Origin of the sequence: Streptomyces acidiscabies, from assembly GCF_020010905.1 — a bacterium.
GTDB classification, from domain to species: Bacteria; Actinomycetota; Actinomycetes; order Streptomycetales; family Streptomycetaceae; genus Streptomyces; species Streptomyces acidiscabies.
The window spans coordinates 3,595,383-3,610,229 of the sequence record NZ_JAGJBY010000002.1; the positions used below are offsets into that span (position 1 = coordinate 3,595,383).

The following is a 14,847-nucleotide window of genomic DNA, read 5'->3' on the forward strand; positions in this document are numbered from 1 at the left end:
ATTCCGGGGTCAGTGTGGCAGAGGCAGTGCGGGGGGCGGGCCCTGTTGTGCGGTTTCGTGCCGGTGCGGTTCCGGGCAGATTTCTACAGTGCTGTAGATTTTGCCTCGGGTTTGCCGGGGTCCGCCCGGCCCCGCGACCAGAGAGCGAGGTGACCCATGTCCGTCGACATGACGAAGGGTCAGCGGATCAGCCTGAACAAGTCGGACGGCGGTGCGCTGACGTCCGTCCGGATGGGGCTGGGGTGGCAGGCCGCCCAGCGCAAGGGGTTCCTGGCGAAGCTCACCGGGCCCAGGGAGATCGACCTCGACGCGTCCGCGCTGCTCTTCGCCGACGGTCAGCTCGCGGACGTCGTCTTCTTCCAGCACCTCGTCAGCGACGACGGGTCCGTACGGCACCTCGGTGACAACCTCACCGGGGGGAGCGGGGCCGGCGGGGACGACGAGGTCGTGCTCGTGGACCTCGGGCGCGTGCCGGGGCGCGTCGACCAGATCGTGTTCACCGTCAACTCGTTCACCGGGCAGACCTTCGCCGAGGTCGAGAACGCGTTCTGCCGCGTCGTCGACGAGGTCACCGGGCAGGAGCTGGCGCGCTACACGCTCAGCGGGGGCGGCGCGTACACCGCGCAGATCATGGCCAAGTTGCGGCGGACCGGCGGGGGCTGGCAGGTCGAGGCGATCGGGGAACCGGCCACGGGGCGGACGTTCCAGGATCTGCTGCCGGCGGTCTCCGCGCACCTGTGAGACGTACGGGACCCCGCGAGCCCGCCGGAAACCGGGCTCGCGGGGTCCGTGGGATCTGTCCGGGGTCAGTCTCGGGAGTTGCCGAACAGCAGGCGGTAGCCGACGAGCAGGACCAGCGAACCGGCTATCGCCGCGCCCCACGTGTAGAGGTCGAAGAAGTCCTTCACGACCGGGCGGTCCAGGAACTTCGAGGACAGCCAGCCGCCGATGAAGGCACCCGTGATCCCGATCAGGGTGGTGCCGATCAGGCCGCCCGGGTCACGGCCGGGCAGCAGGATCTTGGCGATCGCTCCGGCGAACAGGCCCAGGATGACCCAGCTGATGATGCCCACGTTGACCTCCGTAGGGGGCGGCGGGCGTTCACGCCGCCGACGTTCAAGGTTTGCGTACTTGCGCAATCCTATGAATAACGCGGGTGGCCTGACCAGGGTTTTCCGCCCCCGGTGCCGCCCCGTCGAGGTTCTGTCACAAGATCAGGACATAAGGGAGCGCCGGAACTCCCCCGGCGTCACCCGCCCGTCGATCTTCTGCGACCCGCTTCACCGGCACCCCGGTCGCCGCGAGGCACGCCCGCGTCAGCGTCTTGACGGTGTATCCGAGGCGCCGCGCGTAGTCCTCGGCCCGCCGCGTCACCGCGTACGACACCTCCAGCTCGGCCCGCAGCCGCACGTACACCTCGCTCCCGGCGGCCCCCTCACCGCCGGTCCCCGGCAGCCGGTCCACCTGCAACAGCAGCGCGGCGAGCAGGAGTTGGAGGATCTCCGGCGACACCCGGCCCGGCCGCGTGAACTCGGCCCGCGGCTGGGCCGGCAGCGTCGAGACGGCCGCGTACTCCCGCCCCGTACCGAGCTGACGGCAGACCGGCCCGCGCCACTCCCGCACCAGCCGCTCCACCCCCGCGACGGCGGGCGGGAACTCCGCCGTGAACATCAGGTGGACGCCGTCGAGCGCGCCGCCCGCCCCGAAGCGCCGCACCTGCCCCGGCCGGATCCACAGCAGCGTCCCCGGCCGGCAGGCGTACGTCACGAAGTCCACCGCGTGCTCCCCGCCGTGACCAGCGTGACCGTGTGGAAGCCGACCCGGTGCACCCGCTCGGCCGTCCGCTCCCGCACCGCGCCCAGCCCGGCGATCTCGAAGCCGGGGATCGCTTCCACTGTCCTGCCCTGTTCCTGTCCGATTCCGACCACGGTAGGTCACGGTCGTCACCGAGATTATGGCGCCGGTCCGGAATCCGGATGTCATACCTGAGGAGGAGCCGCACCGCCCCGCCTGGTGCCGTCGCACCAGCCCCAACTGCCAGTAGGGGCACGATGCCCGGACCGGGTGCCGAGGGCGAACCTGTCAAGGTCCCTGCACCTTGACCTGGAGAGACCCTTTCCGTGGCTACCTTTCTCTACCGCATGGGCCGCACGGCCTTCCGACGACGCTGGCTGGTGGTGCTGCTCTGGGTCGCCCTGCTCGGCGGCCTCGGCGCGGGAGCCGTGAGCGCGCCCGCCGCCGAGGACAACGGCACCTCGTTCATGCCCGGCATCGAGGCGCAGAAGGCGTTCGACCTGATCGGCCAGCGCTTCCCGGGCCGCGACTCCAACGGCGCGAACGCCCGCATCGTGTTCGTCGCGCCGAAGGGCGAGAAGGTCACCGAGGGCGGCAACAAGGCCGCCATCGACCAGCTCGTAGGGGAGGCCGCAGACGTCTCCAAGGTCGAGCAGGCCGTCAGCCCCTTCGCCGCCGGAGCCGTCAGCAAGGACGCGACGACCGCGTACGCGCAGGTCACCTACAAGGTGAAGTCCGCCGACCTCACCGACGCCGACAAATCGGCCCTGGAGAAGGTCATCGACCGGGCCAGGGACTCCGGCCTGACCGTCGAGGTCGGCGGCAACGCGCTCGGCTCCCAGCCCGCCGCCGGGGGCTCCTCGGAGCTGATCGGCGTCGCGCTCGCCGCCGTCGTCCTGCTCATCACGTTCGGCTCCCTCGCGGCGGCCGGGCTGCCGCTGCTCACCGCGATGGTCGGGGTCGGCGTCAGCATGGCCGCGATCATGGCGTTCGGCAGCCTCTTCGGGCTCACCGCGACCACCGGCACCCTCGCCACGATGCTCGGTCTCGCCGTCGGCATCGACTACGCGCTGTTCGTCGTCTCCCGCTACCGCGAGGAGCGCGCGGCGGGCCGTGAACCCGCCGAGGCCACCGGGATCGCCGTCGGTACGGCGGGCAGCGCCGTCGTGTTCGCCGGGCTGACCGTCGTCATCGCGCTCGCCGGGCTCTCGGTCGTCGGCGTGCCGATGCTCACCAAGATGGGGCTGTGCGCGGCGGGCGCGGTCGTCGTGGGCGTGCTGGTCGCCCTCACGCTCGTACCGGCCCTGCTCGGCATGTGGCCGAACGCGGCGCTGTCCCGGAAGGTCCGCCGCAACAAGGCGCGTCAGAACACCCCCGAGAACGGCGGCTCGCGGTGGGCGCGGTTCGTGCTGCGCCGTCCGGTGCCCGTGCTGCTCGCCTGCGTCGCCGGGCTCGGGGTCGTCGCGATTCCCGCCGCGCACCTCGAACTCGGTATGCCGGGTGACGAGGCGAAGCCGACCTCGACGACCGAGCGGCGCGCGTACGACGACCTCGCGCAGGGGTTCGGGCCCGGGTTCAACGGTCCGCTGACCGTCGTCGTCGACGCGAAGGGCGCGAGCGACGCGAAGGAGGCCGCCGACCGGATCGCCGCGAAGATCAAGGACACGAAGGGCGTCGTCTCCGTCTCCGCACCGCGCTTCAACCAGGCCGGTGACACGGCCCTGTTCTCCGCCGTGCCGTCCACCGGACCCAACGACGAATCCACCAAGGACCTCGTCCAGCACATCCGGGGCGAGCGCGCGGCGGTGGAGAAGGAGACCGGGGCGACCTTCGAGGTCACCGGCACCACGGCCATGAACATCGACGTCGCGCAGGCCCTCCAGGACGCGCTGGTGCCCTACCTCACGGTCATCGTCGGGCTCGCGCTGGTCCTGCTGCTGCTCGTGTTCCGCTCGGTGCTCGTGCCGGTCAAGGCCGCGTTCGGGTTCCTGCTGTCCGTGCTCGCCTCGCTCGGCGCGGTCGTCGCCGTCTTCCAGTGGGGCTGGGGCGCCTCCCTCATCGGCGTCGAGCAGACCGGGCCCATCATGAGCCTGATGCCGATCTTCCTCGTCGGCATCGTCTTCGGCCTCGCGATGGACTACGAGGTGTTCCTCGTCGCCCGGATGCGCGAGGCGTACACCCACGGCGAGTCCGCGCCGAACGCCGTCGTCAGCGGCTTCCGGCACAGCGCGCGCGTCGTGGTCGCCGCCGCCGTCATCATGATCGCCGTCTTCTCCGGCTTCATCGGGGCGGGCGAATCGATGATCAAGACGATCGGCTTCGGCCTCGCGATCGCCGTCCTCTTCGACGCGTTCGTGGTCCGCATGGCGCTGGTCCCGGCGGTGCTGGCCCTGGTGGGGGACAAGGCGTGGTGGCTGCCCGGATGGCTCGCGCGCGTCCTGCCCCGGGTGGACGTCGAGGGGACAGGGCTGCGGGCGGGGGAGGCGGAGGAGGTGCGGGAGAACGAGGCGGTACGGGTCTGAGGCGCCGATTCCTGGAATCCGTACGGTGCTGAGGTTCGCGATTCCCGATGCGCCGAGCCTCGGCGGCCGTACGGGCCGGCTCTCGTACCGTCTCCGTCTGACAGCATGATCCCCGGCCGACCGTCCCACCCCGGAGCCCTCTCGTGAACACCCCCCGGCGCCCGCACGCGCCCACCGCCGACGTCTGGCTGATGGCGCTGGCCATCGCCTCCGGCGTCACCGGTGCCGTGCTGAGCGCCGGGTGGCGGTTCGGGGAGGGGTACCTGTTGCCCGCCGCGATCCTGGCGACCGTCGGCGGGGTGACCCTCCCGTGGCGCCACCAGCGGCCCCTCGCGGTCGTCACGCTCACCACGCTGTGCGCGATGGGCCAGGGCCTGCTGGGGATGCTGGTCACGCCGTTCCTCGCGGCCCCGCTGACCGTCGCGCTCTACTCCGTGGGCACCCGCGAGGACGCCAGGACCCGGCGGATCGCCGCCCAGATCTCCGGGCTCGGCATGACGGCCGCCGGGATCGCGCTGACCCTGCGCAACCACGAGTTCTTCCTCACCGTCGTCAACCCCGTCGCCTGGGCGCTGCTGCCGGTCGCGTTCGGCAGCTACGTACAGGTCCGCCGCGCGCTGGCCGCCTCCCGCGCCGAACAGGCCGTACGCGCGCGCGAGGAGGAGGCCCACCGGCGGGTCATAGAGGAGCGGATGCGCATCGCCCGCGAACTCCACGACGTCGTCGCGCACCACCTCGCCCTCGCGAACGCGCAGGCCAGCACCGCCGCGCACCTCAAGCGCAGCAACCCCGAGCAGGCGTTCGCGATCCTCGACCAGCTGTCCGGTACGACGGCCTCCGCGCTGCGCGAGCTGAAGGCGACCGTCAGCGTCCTGCGCCAGACCTCCGACGACGAGAACCTCGCACCGGCACCGGGCCTCGCCCGCCTGCCCGAGCTGACGGCGTCCTGCGCGGCGGCGGGCGTCACGGTGAGTGTCGTCGTCGACGGCATCGCGCGGGACCTGTCGCCCGCCGTCGACCTCACCGCGTACCGCATCGCGCAGGAGGCCCTCACCAACGTCACCAAGCACGCGGCCGTCCCCGAGGCGGAGGTGCGACTCGCGTACACCGACCGGTACTTGACCCTGACCGTGCGCAACGCCCCCGGCGCCGTACGGCCGCGCGGCGGGCACGGCTACGGCCTCATCGGCATGCGCGAACGCGCCCTCTCCGTCGGCGGCACCTTCCACGCCGGACGGCGGCCCGACGGCGGGTTCGAAGCCGCCTGCACCCTCCCGCTGCACCACCGCGACCCCGACGAAGGCGACGGCCCATGACCACGCGCGTCCTGCTCGCCGACGACCAGGCGCTCCTGCGCGCCACCTTCCGCATCCTCATCGACTCCGACCCCGGCATGACCGTCGTCGCCGAGGCGGCGGACGGCCGCGAAGCCGTCGACCTCACCCGCGAACACGCCCCCGACGTCGTCGTCATGGACATCCGCATGCCGGGCACGGACGGCCTCGCGGCCACGGCGGAGATCTGCGCGGACGAGTCCCTCGCCGCCACCCACGTCCTCATCCTCACGACCTTCGAGGACGACGAGAACGTGGCCCGGGCCCTGCGCGCGGGCGCGGGGGGCTTCCTGGGCAAGGACGTCGGCGCGGACGTCCTCCTCGCCGGCATCCGTACGGTCGCGGCGGGCGAGTCCCTCCTGTCGCCCGCCGCGACCCGCACCCTGATCACCCGCTTCCTCACGACCCCGGACCCGGCCGAGGCCCTGGCCCCGCCGGCTCTCCTCACCACGCTGACCGACCGCGAACGCGAGGTCATGTCGCTGGCGGCCCTCGGGAAGTCCAACGCGGAGATCGCCGAGCAGCTGGTGCTGAGCCACCTGACCGTCCGGAGCCACATCCAGCGGGCGATGACGAAGCTGCACGCCCGTGACCGGGCCCAACTGGTCGTCATCGCCTACCAGTCGGGGCTGGTGGAGGCGAAGCCGCCGGGGAGGTGACCGGGTCCGTCCGCCTGTTCCCCCGTTCATCCGCACAGGTGATCCCACCCGTGGCGGCGCCACCCGGCGCAAGGGTCTCGCGTTGGGGTCCGTGACGACAGTGCAGTGACGGTTCTGCAACCGGGCCGCCGATCGGCTCCCGACCCCGGTTCGCTGCCGTCCCGCTCGCGAACACGCAGGTCACGGTATGGAGAGTTACAACGTGTGGACATGTGCCGACACCCTCGGGACCCTGCCCGCGCCCCGGCGCGGACGAACGGTCGACGGAAGGCTGCTCGGCCGCGCATCCGAACTGGCGGACCTGCGCGCGGCACTCGCGGCGCGCCGCCTGGTGACGGTGACGGGTGCGGCGGGTGTGGGGAAGAGCAGGCTGGCCCGGGCGGCGGCGGGGTCGGGTGCCGTGGTGTGGGTGGGGGAGAGCGGGGAGGGGAGGCTGGCGGAACGGGTGGTGCGGGCGGTGCGCACGCCGGAGCACTCACCGGCTCACGCGACCGCCCGCCCCGACCCCGTGGCCGCTCTCCGCGCCCTCCCCGCCCCTCACCCCCTCCTGGTCCTCGACGGCGTGGACCCCGTCCACACCGAGTGCGTCGGCCTCGTACAGCGCCTCCTGATGGACGTACCGACCCTCAGGGTCCTCGTCACCGCGCGCAGAGCCCTCGGCCTGGGCGAGGAACACGTCCTGAAACTCGGCACGTTGGGCCTGCGCGGCCCGGCCGTGGAGCTGTTCCTCGACCGTGCCCGCACCGCGACCGGACACGAACTGCGCAGCGACGACCTGGCGGCGGCGCAGCGGATCTGCCGGCTCCTCGAAGGCGTCCCCCTGGCCATCGAACTCGCGGCCAGCCAGCTCACCCGCCACTCGGTCACCGACCTCGCCGCACGCCTGGAACGCGACCAGTGCTGGCTCACCGGCCCCCACCCGGGCCCCCGCCGACGCCGTTCCCTGCGGGACGCGGTCGGCGCCGGATACCGCCTGTGCGAACGGGAGTCGAGGGTGGTCTGGGCTCGCGCGAGCGTCTTCACGGGCTCGTTCACGGAGGCCACGGCGGTCTTCGTGTGCTCCGGCGCGGGCGTGGAACCGCACCAAGTGCCGGGCATGCTCGCCCAGTTGGCGGCATCGGGCGTACTGGAGACCCTCGGCGAGCCCGGCGGCGTACGCCTCTCCCGCTACCGGATGACCCGCGCGGCCCGGGACTTCGGCGCGGAACGCCTGCGCGAGGCCGGTGAGTCGACGGTCGCGTACGAACGGCACGCCCTGCACTACCGCCGCGTCGCGGCCGTCGCGGAGAACCTCTGGACCAACGGCCAGCAGCGCCAGGCGGTCCGGCTCGTCCGCGAGGAGTACGACGACCTCACCGCCCTCGTCCGGCACGCGCACGCCCGCCCCGGGCACGTCGAGGCCGCGCTGGAGACCGTCGTCGACCTCTGGTTCTGGTGGGCCGTCCACGGCCACGCGGCGCAGGGCCGCGCCCACCTGCGCCGGCTGCTGCCGCTGGCCGAACCCGGCAGCCCGCTCCTCCCGCGCGCCCTGTGGCTCACGGCGTGGCTCGGCACCGCCGACCCCGAGACGGCCCGCGAACTCCTCGGCCGCGCCTGGACCGGCGCGGTGCTCGCGGGCGACGACGCGACGGTCGGCCGGATCGCCCACGTCGAAGGCGTACTGGCCTGGCGGGACGGCTCCCTCGGCGTCGCCGAGTCCTGCTTCGCGCAGGCCGCCGACCTGATCCCGCCGGGCGCACCCGGCGGCCCCGCAGCGCCGGTCAGCCTCGCGGCCCTGGCGATCGTCCAGTCGTACCGCTCGCCCCGCGCGGCCCGCCGCACCGCCCACCGCGCCCTGTGCACCCCCGGCGCCGACTCCTGGTCCACCCTCCTCTCCCGCTACGCCCTGGCGGTCACCGACCACCCCACCCACCCCGCACGGGCCTGGCACCGCGCCCGCCGGGCCCTGTCCACGATCGACACCCACATCGACGCGCCCCAGGGCACGGCGGCCCTCCTGCGCCTGATCGCGGACGTGGAGTGCGGACGAGTGGGCGACGGGGGGATCAGGGCCTTCGTGCCGGCGGGGGCGGAGGGGGTGCGGGAGGCGCCGGTGAACACGTCCTCGCCTGCGAACTGACGCGGTTCAGGCGGGCGTCCCCGCGTCCGGTACGAACGCGGCGCCGTGTCCCGGCACGATCAGCGCGGGTTCCATCGCCAGTACCTTCGCCCGCGACTCGTGCAGCAGATCGGCGCTGGCCGCGAACGGGTCCTCCACCGGGCCCTCCGCGCTCCACCACAGGTGCGTGAAGACGACCAGCCCGTCCCGCGTCTCCACCAGCGTGCTGATGTCCTCGGCCGTGTGCCCCGGCGTCGCGGCGAGCCGGACCGACGGCGACAGGAAGAGCCCGTCGGCCGGCCGGTCGGTCCACACGTCGTTCTGGTAGGTCGCCCAGTGGTCGTGGAACCGGGCTACCGGGAACAGCGCCGCGTTCAGCGTGTGGTCGGGGTGGTGGTGGCTGAACACGACGTCCGTGACCTGGGCGGGGCCGAGCCCCTCCGCGGCGAGCGGATCGAGGATCAGCCCCCGGTCGGCGACCATGCCCGGGTCCACGACGAGCACGGTCTCGCCGTCGCGCACGAGGCTCACCGTGCTGGCGGTGCGCGGTCCGACGTAACCGGACGTCAGGATGCGGAAGGTGGCGCTCATTTCGGAACCCTAGCCGCCGGATGCCCCGGCGCACAGGGGTGTGCGTGGGCCGGAAGTGATCCCCCGGGGCAGTCGATGTTGTGCAAATCATTGACGACGATGAGAAAACAGCCCTAGATTCCGTGCGCTCCCCCTTCCCCCTGACAGGAGCCCACGACCCATGCGAACCCGCCCCCGTACCGCCCTGACAGCCTTAACGCTCAGCCTCGCCGCCGTCCTCGCCGCCCCGCCCGCGCACGCGGACACCCCGGCCCCGGCCCGCCTCACCGGTACCCTCGCCGACGGCGCCACCTGGATCGCCGACGTCCCCGCCGCCTGGAACGGCACCCTGCTGATCTTCAGCCACGGCTTCAGCGGGCTCGTCGCCCGCAACGCCCCCTCCGAGGCCGTCCGCCTCGACCTCCTCGCGCGCGGGTACGCGCTCGCGGGATCGTCGTACGACCCGAACGGCTCGATGTGGGCCCTGGAGAGCGCGGAACGCGACCAGTTCCAGACGATCGACGCGGTCACCGCCGAGATCGGCCGTCCCACGCGCGTGCTCGGCGTCGGCCAGTCCATGGGCGGCCTCGTCAACGCCCAGATGACCCGCGACGGCGCCGGACGCATCGACGGCGCCCTCGGCCTGTGCAGCCTGGTCACCGGCGCCACCGACCTCGACAACTACCAGCTCGACGCCGAGTACACGATCGCGAGCCTCCTGCTGCCCGGCGAGGACGTGAAGCTCGTCGGCTTCACCTCCGCCGCCGAGGCCGCCACCACCGCCCAGCGCCTCACCGACGCCGTCAACGCCGCCCAGAAGACCCCCGAGGGCCGTGCGCGCGTCGCCCTCGCCGCCGCCTTCCTCAACCTCCCCGCGTGGGCGCCCGGCGAGGACAAGCCCGCCCCCACCGACTGGGCCGCCCAGCAGGAGCAGCAGTACGCCTGGTTCGCCCAGGGCATCCTGTCCTTCGTCGAGGGGGGCCGCTACGCGATCGAGCAGTCCGTGGGCGGCAACAACTCCTGGACCAAGGGCGTCCGCTACGACCGGCTGCTCGCCGGTTCCGTCCACGCGCCCCAGGTCCACGCCCTGTACCGGGCCGCCGGACTCGACCTGCGCGCCGACCTCGCCCGGCTCACCGCGCGCGCGGACATCACCGCCGACCCGGCCGCCGTCCGCACGGCCGCGCGCACCTCGTCGGCCGGCCAGAGCCTCGCCGTACCACTGCTGAACGTGCACACGATCGCCGACAACCTCGTGCCCGTCGAACAGGAGAGCCGCTTCGGCGCGCGCGTACGCGCGGCGGGTGACGGCGCGCTCCTGCGCCAGGCGTACGTCGACCGGCAGGGGCACTGCGCCTTCACCACAGCGGAGACCGTGGCCGCCCTGCACGCGCTGGAGGACCGTGTCGACAGCGGCCGTTGGGGTGCCTCCGCGACCGCCGCCGCGCTCCAGACCTCGGCCACCGCCCTCGGCCTCGACGGCGCCGCCTACCTCCCGTACCGGCCCGCCACGCTGACGGTCGGCAGGTGACGGACCGTACCGGGACATGACTGAGGGGCGGGCGATGATCTCATCGCCCGCCCCTCAAGCCTGCCGGATCAGCCCTCGACCCAGCCGTGATGCTTGGCGAACTGCGCGAGGCCCTGACGCACCTGGAGGATCTGCTCGCCCGTGAGCGAAGCGGCGGAGGACAGCAGCGTCTCCGTCACCTCCCGGGTGAACTCCTCGGTGTTCAGCACGTCGCACAGGACGTCGTCGTCCGGCGTCAGCGGCTTTCCGTCCGCGCCGCGTGCGAGCCGCACGTCGGACGCCTTCGGACCGCGTTCGCCGTCCTCGATCTCGAACTCCACGGCAACGCCGCGGCGGATCTGCGATTCAGGCATCAACATGTCATTGACGTGCAGGAAGACATCTTCCCCGCCGTCATCGGGAGAAATGAATCCATAACCCCGCGCGCTGTCGAAGCGCACCACACGACCGGCAACCATCCCGACCCCCAACAGCCTCGAAACACCCACTCCGGTGAACTTGTGGCAGATCGTAACCAAGGCGGGCCCCTGAGGGCGACTCCCGGGCGTTCACTGTGCGCGATACGGGGTGGTCGACGACTCGGTCACGCTCTGCACGGCGGGAAACGGATCGCCCCGCCACCCACTAAGCGTACGGCCCCGGCCCGCCCTCCGGCACCGGTCGGCGGACGAATCCGGACGAGCCGCAGCGCCGCCAACCGGAGTCCCCTCACGGAGAGTTCACGCGTGCGGGCCGCGGGAACGGCGGTTCACCCGTATGAGGTGCGGATCCGTCGCGCGAGACACCCTGTGCCCGTTGCACAACCGCCCGCCCTGTGATGTCCGGCACATCGACGGGGCCCGGGTGGGTGACCGGACCGCGCGGCTGACGGACACGGCGCCGGCGGGGCCGTATAGAGACCTGCCATGCGGACACGACGACTCTCCCGGCTCCCCCTCGCCGCGCTCGCCCTGAGCGCCCTCCTGACGGCCTGCGCGGGCCCCGCCGACACCGAGCGGCCCCTCACCGCCGACGAGGCCCAGCGGCTGGCCCTGGCGCGCTTCAGGACGTACCAGGCCGGTACGGCGGCGATGGACCTGCGGATCGCCGCGCCCGGCGGGACCACCGAGGTGCACGCCGTCGTCGACCACCGCGCGCACCGCGCGGTCGGCTGGTACGCCACGGACGGCGCCCCGAGGCTGCTCGCCTGGAGCCCCGAGGGGCTGGCGGTCGCGAAACGCGGCACGTACGGCGGGCCGGCCGCGAAGGCGTCCACCGGGGACGCCCCGCGCGGGGACGCCCTGCTGGAGGCCGCCCGCCTCAACACCGCCTCCTGGGACCGCCGCCCCTACGGCCGCGCCCCCCTCGACACCGCCCTCCAGCTCGCCCTCTCCCTCGCCGCCGACCGCCCCGACAACGCCCAGCTCCTCGCCCAGTCCGGACCCCTGCACCTGCGCGAGGACACCATCGACGGCCGCGCCTACGACGTCCTCGCCGGCCCCCGCCCGCGCCCCGCCGCCACCGGCCGCCCCCTCACCGGGCGTTCACCCGTCACGTACTGGGTCGACGCGGAGGGAGCCCTACGGCGCGTGTCCGCGCGCGTGGGGGACGCGCGGACGGTGACGCTCGACCTGACGGGGGAGCGGGTGCGGGGGAGCGTCCCCCAGGGGCCGTGGGACGGAAAATGACCGGAACGCGGCCCCCTGAGGGAGCCGCGTTCCGAACATCCGCGATCACCTACGACGGCACCCGGTACGCCCGTACGTCCACCCGCCCCGGCAGCCCCGTCGCCGCCCGCGCGGGTGCGCTCGGCGCGTCCGGCAGGTTCGGCTGGGCGGGCGGCGCGGGCGCGTCCTGGAACGAGACGCCCGGAGGCGCCGCGACGACCGGTACCGCCCCCAGCGCGCGGCCCGTCGGCCCGGACGCGTCCGGCGCCGGAGCCCCGCACCCGTCCCGCCCCGGCAGCAGCTCCGGGCTGCGCCGCGCCTCCCCGTTGCGCACGAAGCAGTTGCCGCCCGCGTTCCCCGTCGCCAGCACCAGGTCCGCGCCGTTGCCCGACACGCGGTTGTCGCGCACCGTGTTGTCGCGCGCCGGATACCCCTGGACGTCCGCGAGCACCACCCCGGCCGCCCGGTTCCCGGTGACGAGGTTGCGCTCCACGACGTTCTCCCGGCCGCCGCCCGAGCCGATACCGATGCCGAAACCGCCGTCCGCCTGCTCCGGGCTGCGCGGGTCGTTGTTGTCCGTGAACGCGTTCCCCGCGACGACCGCGCCGTGCTGCGGGCCCAGCGCCTCCAGGTCGTTGGAGTTGAGGGTCAGCCCGACCCGGTTGCGGGACGCCCGGTTGCCCAGCAGGTACAGCCGCTCCGAGGCGTTCGTGACCTCCAGGCCGACCGCGTTGTGCTCGACCACGTTGTCCCGCACGACCGTGTCGCACGGCCGGCACTGGCCGACGTAGATCCCCGAGTCCGCCTGCCCCGACGCGTACGACCGCTCGATGATCCCCGCGCGCGCGTCGAACGCGTAGATCCCGTACAGGGCGTTGTTGTACGCGGTCACGTACGACGCCCGGAACCCGCGCAGCGGCGGGAACTTGGCCGTGTCCAGCGGGTCGTACGCCGAACCCCCGGCCCGGCCCGCCTGGAGCCGCTCGTCGGTCACACCGGTGAACAGGACGCCGTTCGCCAGGTGGTTGCGGACGGTGAGGTTCTCGACGACGGCCTCCGCGCCGGTCACGGTGACGCCATTGGCCCGCTTGAACTCGCCGTCGATCACGACCCGGTTGCGGTCGGTCCCCCGCAGCACGACACGCGGCTTGGCGACGGTCACGGACTCCCGGTACACGCCCGGCGACACGAGCACCAGCCCGCCGTCCCGCACCATCTCGACGGCCCGCCGCACGGACGAGGCGTCCTGCGGCACCCGGACGACAGCCGCCGTACCGCCGCTGCCGGCCCCCTGGGCGCCCTCGTCACCGCCCCCGGAACATCCCACGGCTCCCACCGCGACGACGGCCGTCAGACACCAGCGGGCGAGAGCCCGGACACCGGGAAGAAAGAGAAGATTTCGCACGGACGCACATCTATCGCCCCGAGCCCCGGGCGGACAGCACCGACGCCCCGCGACACGCCTCCGGTTCGGACCGGGGGCGCCTCAGCCCCCGGTTCTAGTCCTGGTCCGCCTTCGCCGCGCGCTCCTCGTCCCGCTTCTTGAGCCGCGCCGCCTCCTTGCGGACCTCCGCCTGCGTGGCGCGCTCCTTCTCCAGCCAGGACGGCATCTCGTCGCGCAGGGCCTCGATCTCGGCGCTGGTCAGCGGGTCGGTGACGCCGCCGCGGGCCAGGCCCGCGATCGAGACGCCGAGGCGGGCGGCGACCACGGGGCGGGGGTGCGGGCCGTCCAGTCGCAGGTCCTGAAGCCACTGCGGGGGGTTCTCCTGGAGCTCGGTCAGCTCGGCGCGGGAGACGACACCCTCCTGGAACTCGGCGGGGGTGGCGGGGAGGTACACGCCCAGCTTCTTCGCCGCGGTGGCGGGCTTCATCGTCTGGGCGGTCTGGTGCGACTTCATGGGCCCAGGGTATCCGCCGCCGGACAGAGGTCCGAACACAGCCGGTAACCTTGGGGCGTGACTGACTCGGCGGATTCCCCCACGTTCCGGCTCGCCTACGTACCCGGCGCGACCCCCGCCAAGTGGGCGCGCGTCTGGACCGAGCGCTACCCCGGGGTCCGCCTCGCCCTCCTCCAGGTGACCTCCACCGAGGTGTCCGACGCCCTGCGCTCCGGCACGGCCGACGCCGGCCTCGTACGGCTCCCCGTCGACCGGACGACGTTCAGCGCGATCCCCCTCTACACGGAGACGACGGTCGCCGTCGTCCCCAAGGACCACGTCTTCACGGCCGCCGAGGAGATCACCCTCGCCGACCTCGCCGACGAAACCGTCCTCCACCCGAAGGACGACGTCTTCGACTGGGACCAGCCCCCCGGCGAACCGGCCTTCGAACGCCCCGAGACGACGGCCGACGCGATCGACCTCGTAGCAGCGGGCATCGGCGTCCTCATCGCCCCCCAGTCCCTGGCCCGCCTCCACCACCGCCGCGACCTCACCTACCGCACGATCACGGACGCCCCCCAGTCGACGGTGGCCCTCTCCTGGCCGGAGGAGGCGACGACGGACCTGGTGGACGACTTCATCGGGGTGGTACGGGGCCGGACGGTGAACAGCACGAGGGGCAGGACCAAGGAGGAGCCGAAGAAGACGCCGGTGAAGAAAGCACCGGCGAAGAAGGCGGCGAGCGCAGGCAGGAAACCGGCACGGAAAGCAGCACCCCAGAAGCCCCGCCGCCGAAAGTGAACGACGGCCGAA

General features: G+C 73.1%; 15 protein-coding genes. 8 read left to right on the forward strand and 7 right to left on the reverse strand.

Annotated features, from left to right (window positions below; genetic code table 11):
- Nucleotides 1-156: 156 nt before the first annotated feature.
- Nucleotides 157-741 (forward strand): TerD family protein, encoded by a 585-nt coding sequence (locus J8M50_RS42210; protein WP_010353491.1) that lies wholly within the window; start codon nt 157-159, stop codon nt 739-741.
- A 65-nt stretch (nt 742-806) separates the two neighbouring features.
- On the opposite strand, the gene J8M50_RS42215 is transcribed toward J8M50_RS42210, so the two are convergent.
- From J8M50_RS42215 to J8M50_RS49910, 3 genes are all read right to left on the reverse strand, one after another.
- The gene (locus J8M50_RS42215; protein WP_010353490.1) at nt 807-1,073 is read right to left on the reverse strand and encodes a GlsB/YeaQ/YmgE family stress response membrane protein; all 267 of its coding nucleotides are present in this window, start codon (nt 1,071-1,073) and stop codon (nt 807-809) included.
- A 133-nt stretch (nt 1,074-1,206) separates the two neighbouring features.
- On the reverse strand, nt 1,207-1,776 hold the full coding sequence (locus J8M50_RS42220) for a hypothetical protein (RefSeq protein ID WP_010353489.1): 570 nt from the start codon (nt 1,774-1,776) through the stop codon (nt 1,207-1,209).
- Nucleotides 1,764-1,928 carry a hypothetical protein gene (locus J8M50_RS49910; protein WP_178854881.1) on the reverse strand — a complete coding sequence of 55 codons (165 nt, stop codon included), beginning with the start codon at nt 1,926-1,928 and terminating at the stop codon, nt 1,764-1,766. Before J8M50_RS49910 ends, J8M50_RS42220 begins: the two co-directional genes overlap by 13 nt.
- 192 nt (nt 1,929-2,120) lie before the next feature.
- Here J8M50_RS49910 and J8M50_RS42225 point away from each other — a divergent pair, with 192 nt between their 5' ends.
- From J8M50_RS42225 to J8M50_RS42240, 4 genes are all read left to right on the forward strand, one after another.
- Nucleotides 2,121-4,316, forward strand: a complete 2,196-nt coding sequence (locus tag J8M50_RS42225; protein ID WP_010353488.1) for an MMPL family transporter — start codon at nt 2,121-2,123, stop codon at nt 4,314-4,316.
- 143 nt (nt 4,317-4,459) lie between these two features.
- Nucleotides 4,460-5,632 (forward strand): sensor histidine kinase, encoded by a 1,173-nt coding sequence (locus J8M50_RS42230; RefSeq protein ID WP_010353487.1) that lies wholly within the window; start codon nt 4,460-4,462, stop codon nt 5,630-5,632.
- The gene (locus J8M50_RS42235) at nt 5,629-6,309 is read left to right on the forward strand and encodes a response regulator transcription factor (protein WP_010353486.1); all 681 of its coding nucleotides are present in this window, start codon (nt 5,629-5,631) and stop codon (nt 6,307-6,309) included. Before J8M50_RS42230 ends, J8M50_RS42235 begins: the two co-directional genes overlap by 4 nt.
- Before the next feature lie 187 nt (nt 6,310-6,496).
- Entirely contained in the window at nt 6,497-8,428 is a 1,932-nt protein-coding gene (locus J8M50_RS42240; RefSeq protein WP_223786422.1) for an ATP-binding protein, read from the forward strand.
- Nucleotides 8,429-8,434: 6 nt separating this feature from the next.
- Here the strand turns inward: J8M50_RS42240 and J8M50_RS42245 are convergent, their stop codons facing one another.
- Nucleotides 8,435-8,998 carry an MBL fold metallo-hydrolase gene (locus J8M50_RS42245; RefSeq protein WP_010361114.1) on the reverse strand — a complete coding sequence of 188 codons (564 nt, stop codon included), beginning with the start codon at nt 8,996-8,998 and terminating at the stop codon, nt 8,435-8,437.
- Between the two features lie 160 nt (nt 8,999-9,158).
- Between J8M50_RS42245 and J8M50_RS42250 the strand changes: the two genes are divergently transcribed.
- The gene (locus tag J8M50_RS42250; RefSeq protein WP_010361115.1) at nt 9,159-10,508 is read left to right on the forward strand and encodes a hypothetical protein; all 1,350 of its coding nucleotides are present in this window, start codon (nt 9,159-9,161) and stop codon (nt 10,506-10,508) included.
- A gap of 68 nt (nt 10,509-10,576) precedes the next feature.
- Here the strand turns inward: J8M50_RS42250 and J8M50_RS42255 are convergent, their stop codons facing one another.
- Nucleotides 10,577-10,966 carry a cold-shock protein gene (locus J8M50_RS42255; RefSeq protein WP_029184760.1) on the reverse strand — a complete coding sequence of 130 codons (390 nt, stop codon included), beginning with the start codon at nt 10,964-10,966 and terminating at the stop codon, nt 10,577-10,579.
- Between the two features lie 447 nt (nt 10,967-11,413).
- Here J8M50_RS42255 and J8M50_RS42260 point away from each other — a divergent pair, with 447 nt between their 5' ends.
- Nucleotides 11,414-12,175, forward strand: coding sequence for a hypothetical protein (locus J8M50_RS42260; RefSeq protein ID WP_223786423.1), 762 nt, complete (start codon nt 11,414-11,416; stop codon nt 12,173-12,175).
- A 49-nt stretch (nt 12,176-12,224) separates the two neighbouring features.
- On the opposite strand, the gene J8M50_RS42265 is transcribed toward J8M50_RS42260, so the two are convergent.
- Both J8M50_RS42265 and J8M50_RS42270 read right to left on the reverse strand, forming a co-directional pair.
- On the reverse strand, nt 12,225-13,559 hold the full coding sequence (locus J8M50_RS42265) for a right-handed parallel beta-helix repeat-containing protein (RefSeq protein ID WP_223786424.1): 1,335 nt from the start codon (nt 13,557-13,559) through the stop codon (nt 12,225-12,227).
- Between the two features lie 94 nt (nt 13,560-13,653).
- Entirely contained in the window at nt 13,654-14,052 is a 399-nt protein-coding gene (locus tag J8M50_RS42270) for a DUF5997 family protein (RefSeq protein ID WP_010354676.1), read from the reverse strand.
- A 57-nt stretch (nt 14,053-14,109) separates the two neighbouring features.
- On the opposite strand from J8M50_RS42270, the gene J8M50_RS42275 reads away from it, so the two are divergent.
- Nucleotides 14,110-14,835, forward strand: coding sequence for a LysR family substrate-binding domain-containing protein (locus J8M50_RS42275; RefSeq protein WP_010354675.1), 726 nt, complete (start codon nt 14,110-14,112; stop codon nt 14,833-14,835).
- The last annotated feature ends 12 nt before the right edge of the window (nt 14,836-14,847 follow it).

Bases quoted from the DNA above. Each gene is read 5' to 3' on its own strand.
- J8M50_RS42255 (WP_029184760.1), bottom strand. From the start codon at position 10,966: ATGGTTGCCGGTCGTGTGGTGCGCTTCGACAGCGCGCGGGGTTATGGA.
- J8M50_RS42250 (WP_010361115.1), top strand. From the start codon at position 9,159: ATGCGAACCCGCCCCCGTACCGCCCTGACAGCCTTAACGCTCAGCCTC.
- J8M50_RS42270 (WP_010354676.1), bottom strand. From the start codon at position 14,052: ATGAAGTCGCACCAGACCGCCCAGACGATGAAGCCCGCCACCGCGGCG.
- J8M50_RS42240 (WP_223786422.1), top strand. From the start codon at position 6,497: ATGGAGAGTTACAACGTGTGGACATGTGCCGACACCCTCGGGACCCTG.
- J8M50_RS42210 (WP_010353491.1), top strand. From the start codon at position 157: ATGTCCGTCGACATGACGAAGGGTCAGCGGATCAGCCTGAACAAGTCG.
- J8M50_RS42245 (WP_010361114.1), bottom strand. From the start codon at position 8,998: ATGAGCGCCACCTTCCGCATCCTGACGTCCGGTTACGTCGGACCGCGC.
- J8M50_RS42235 (WP_010353486.1), top strand. From the start codon at position 5,629: ATGACCACGCGCGTCCTGCTCGCCGACGACCAGGCGCTCCTGCGCGCC.
- J8M50_RS42260 (WP_223786423.1), top strand. From the start codon at position 11,414: ATGCGGACACGACGACTCTCCCGGCTCCCCCTCGCCGCGCTCGCCCTG.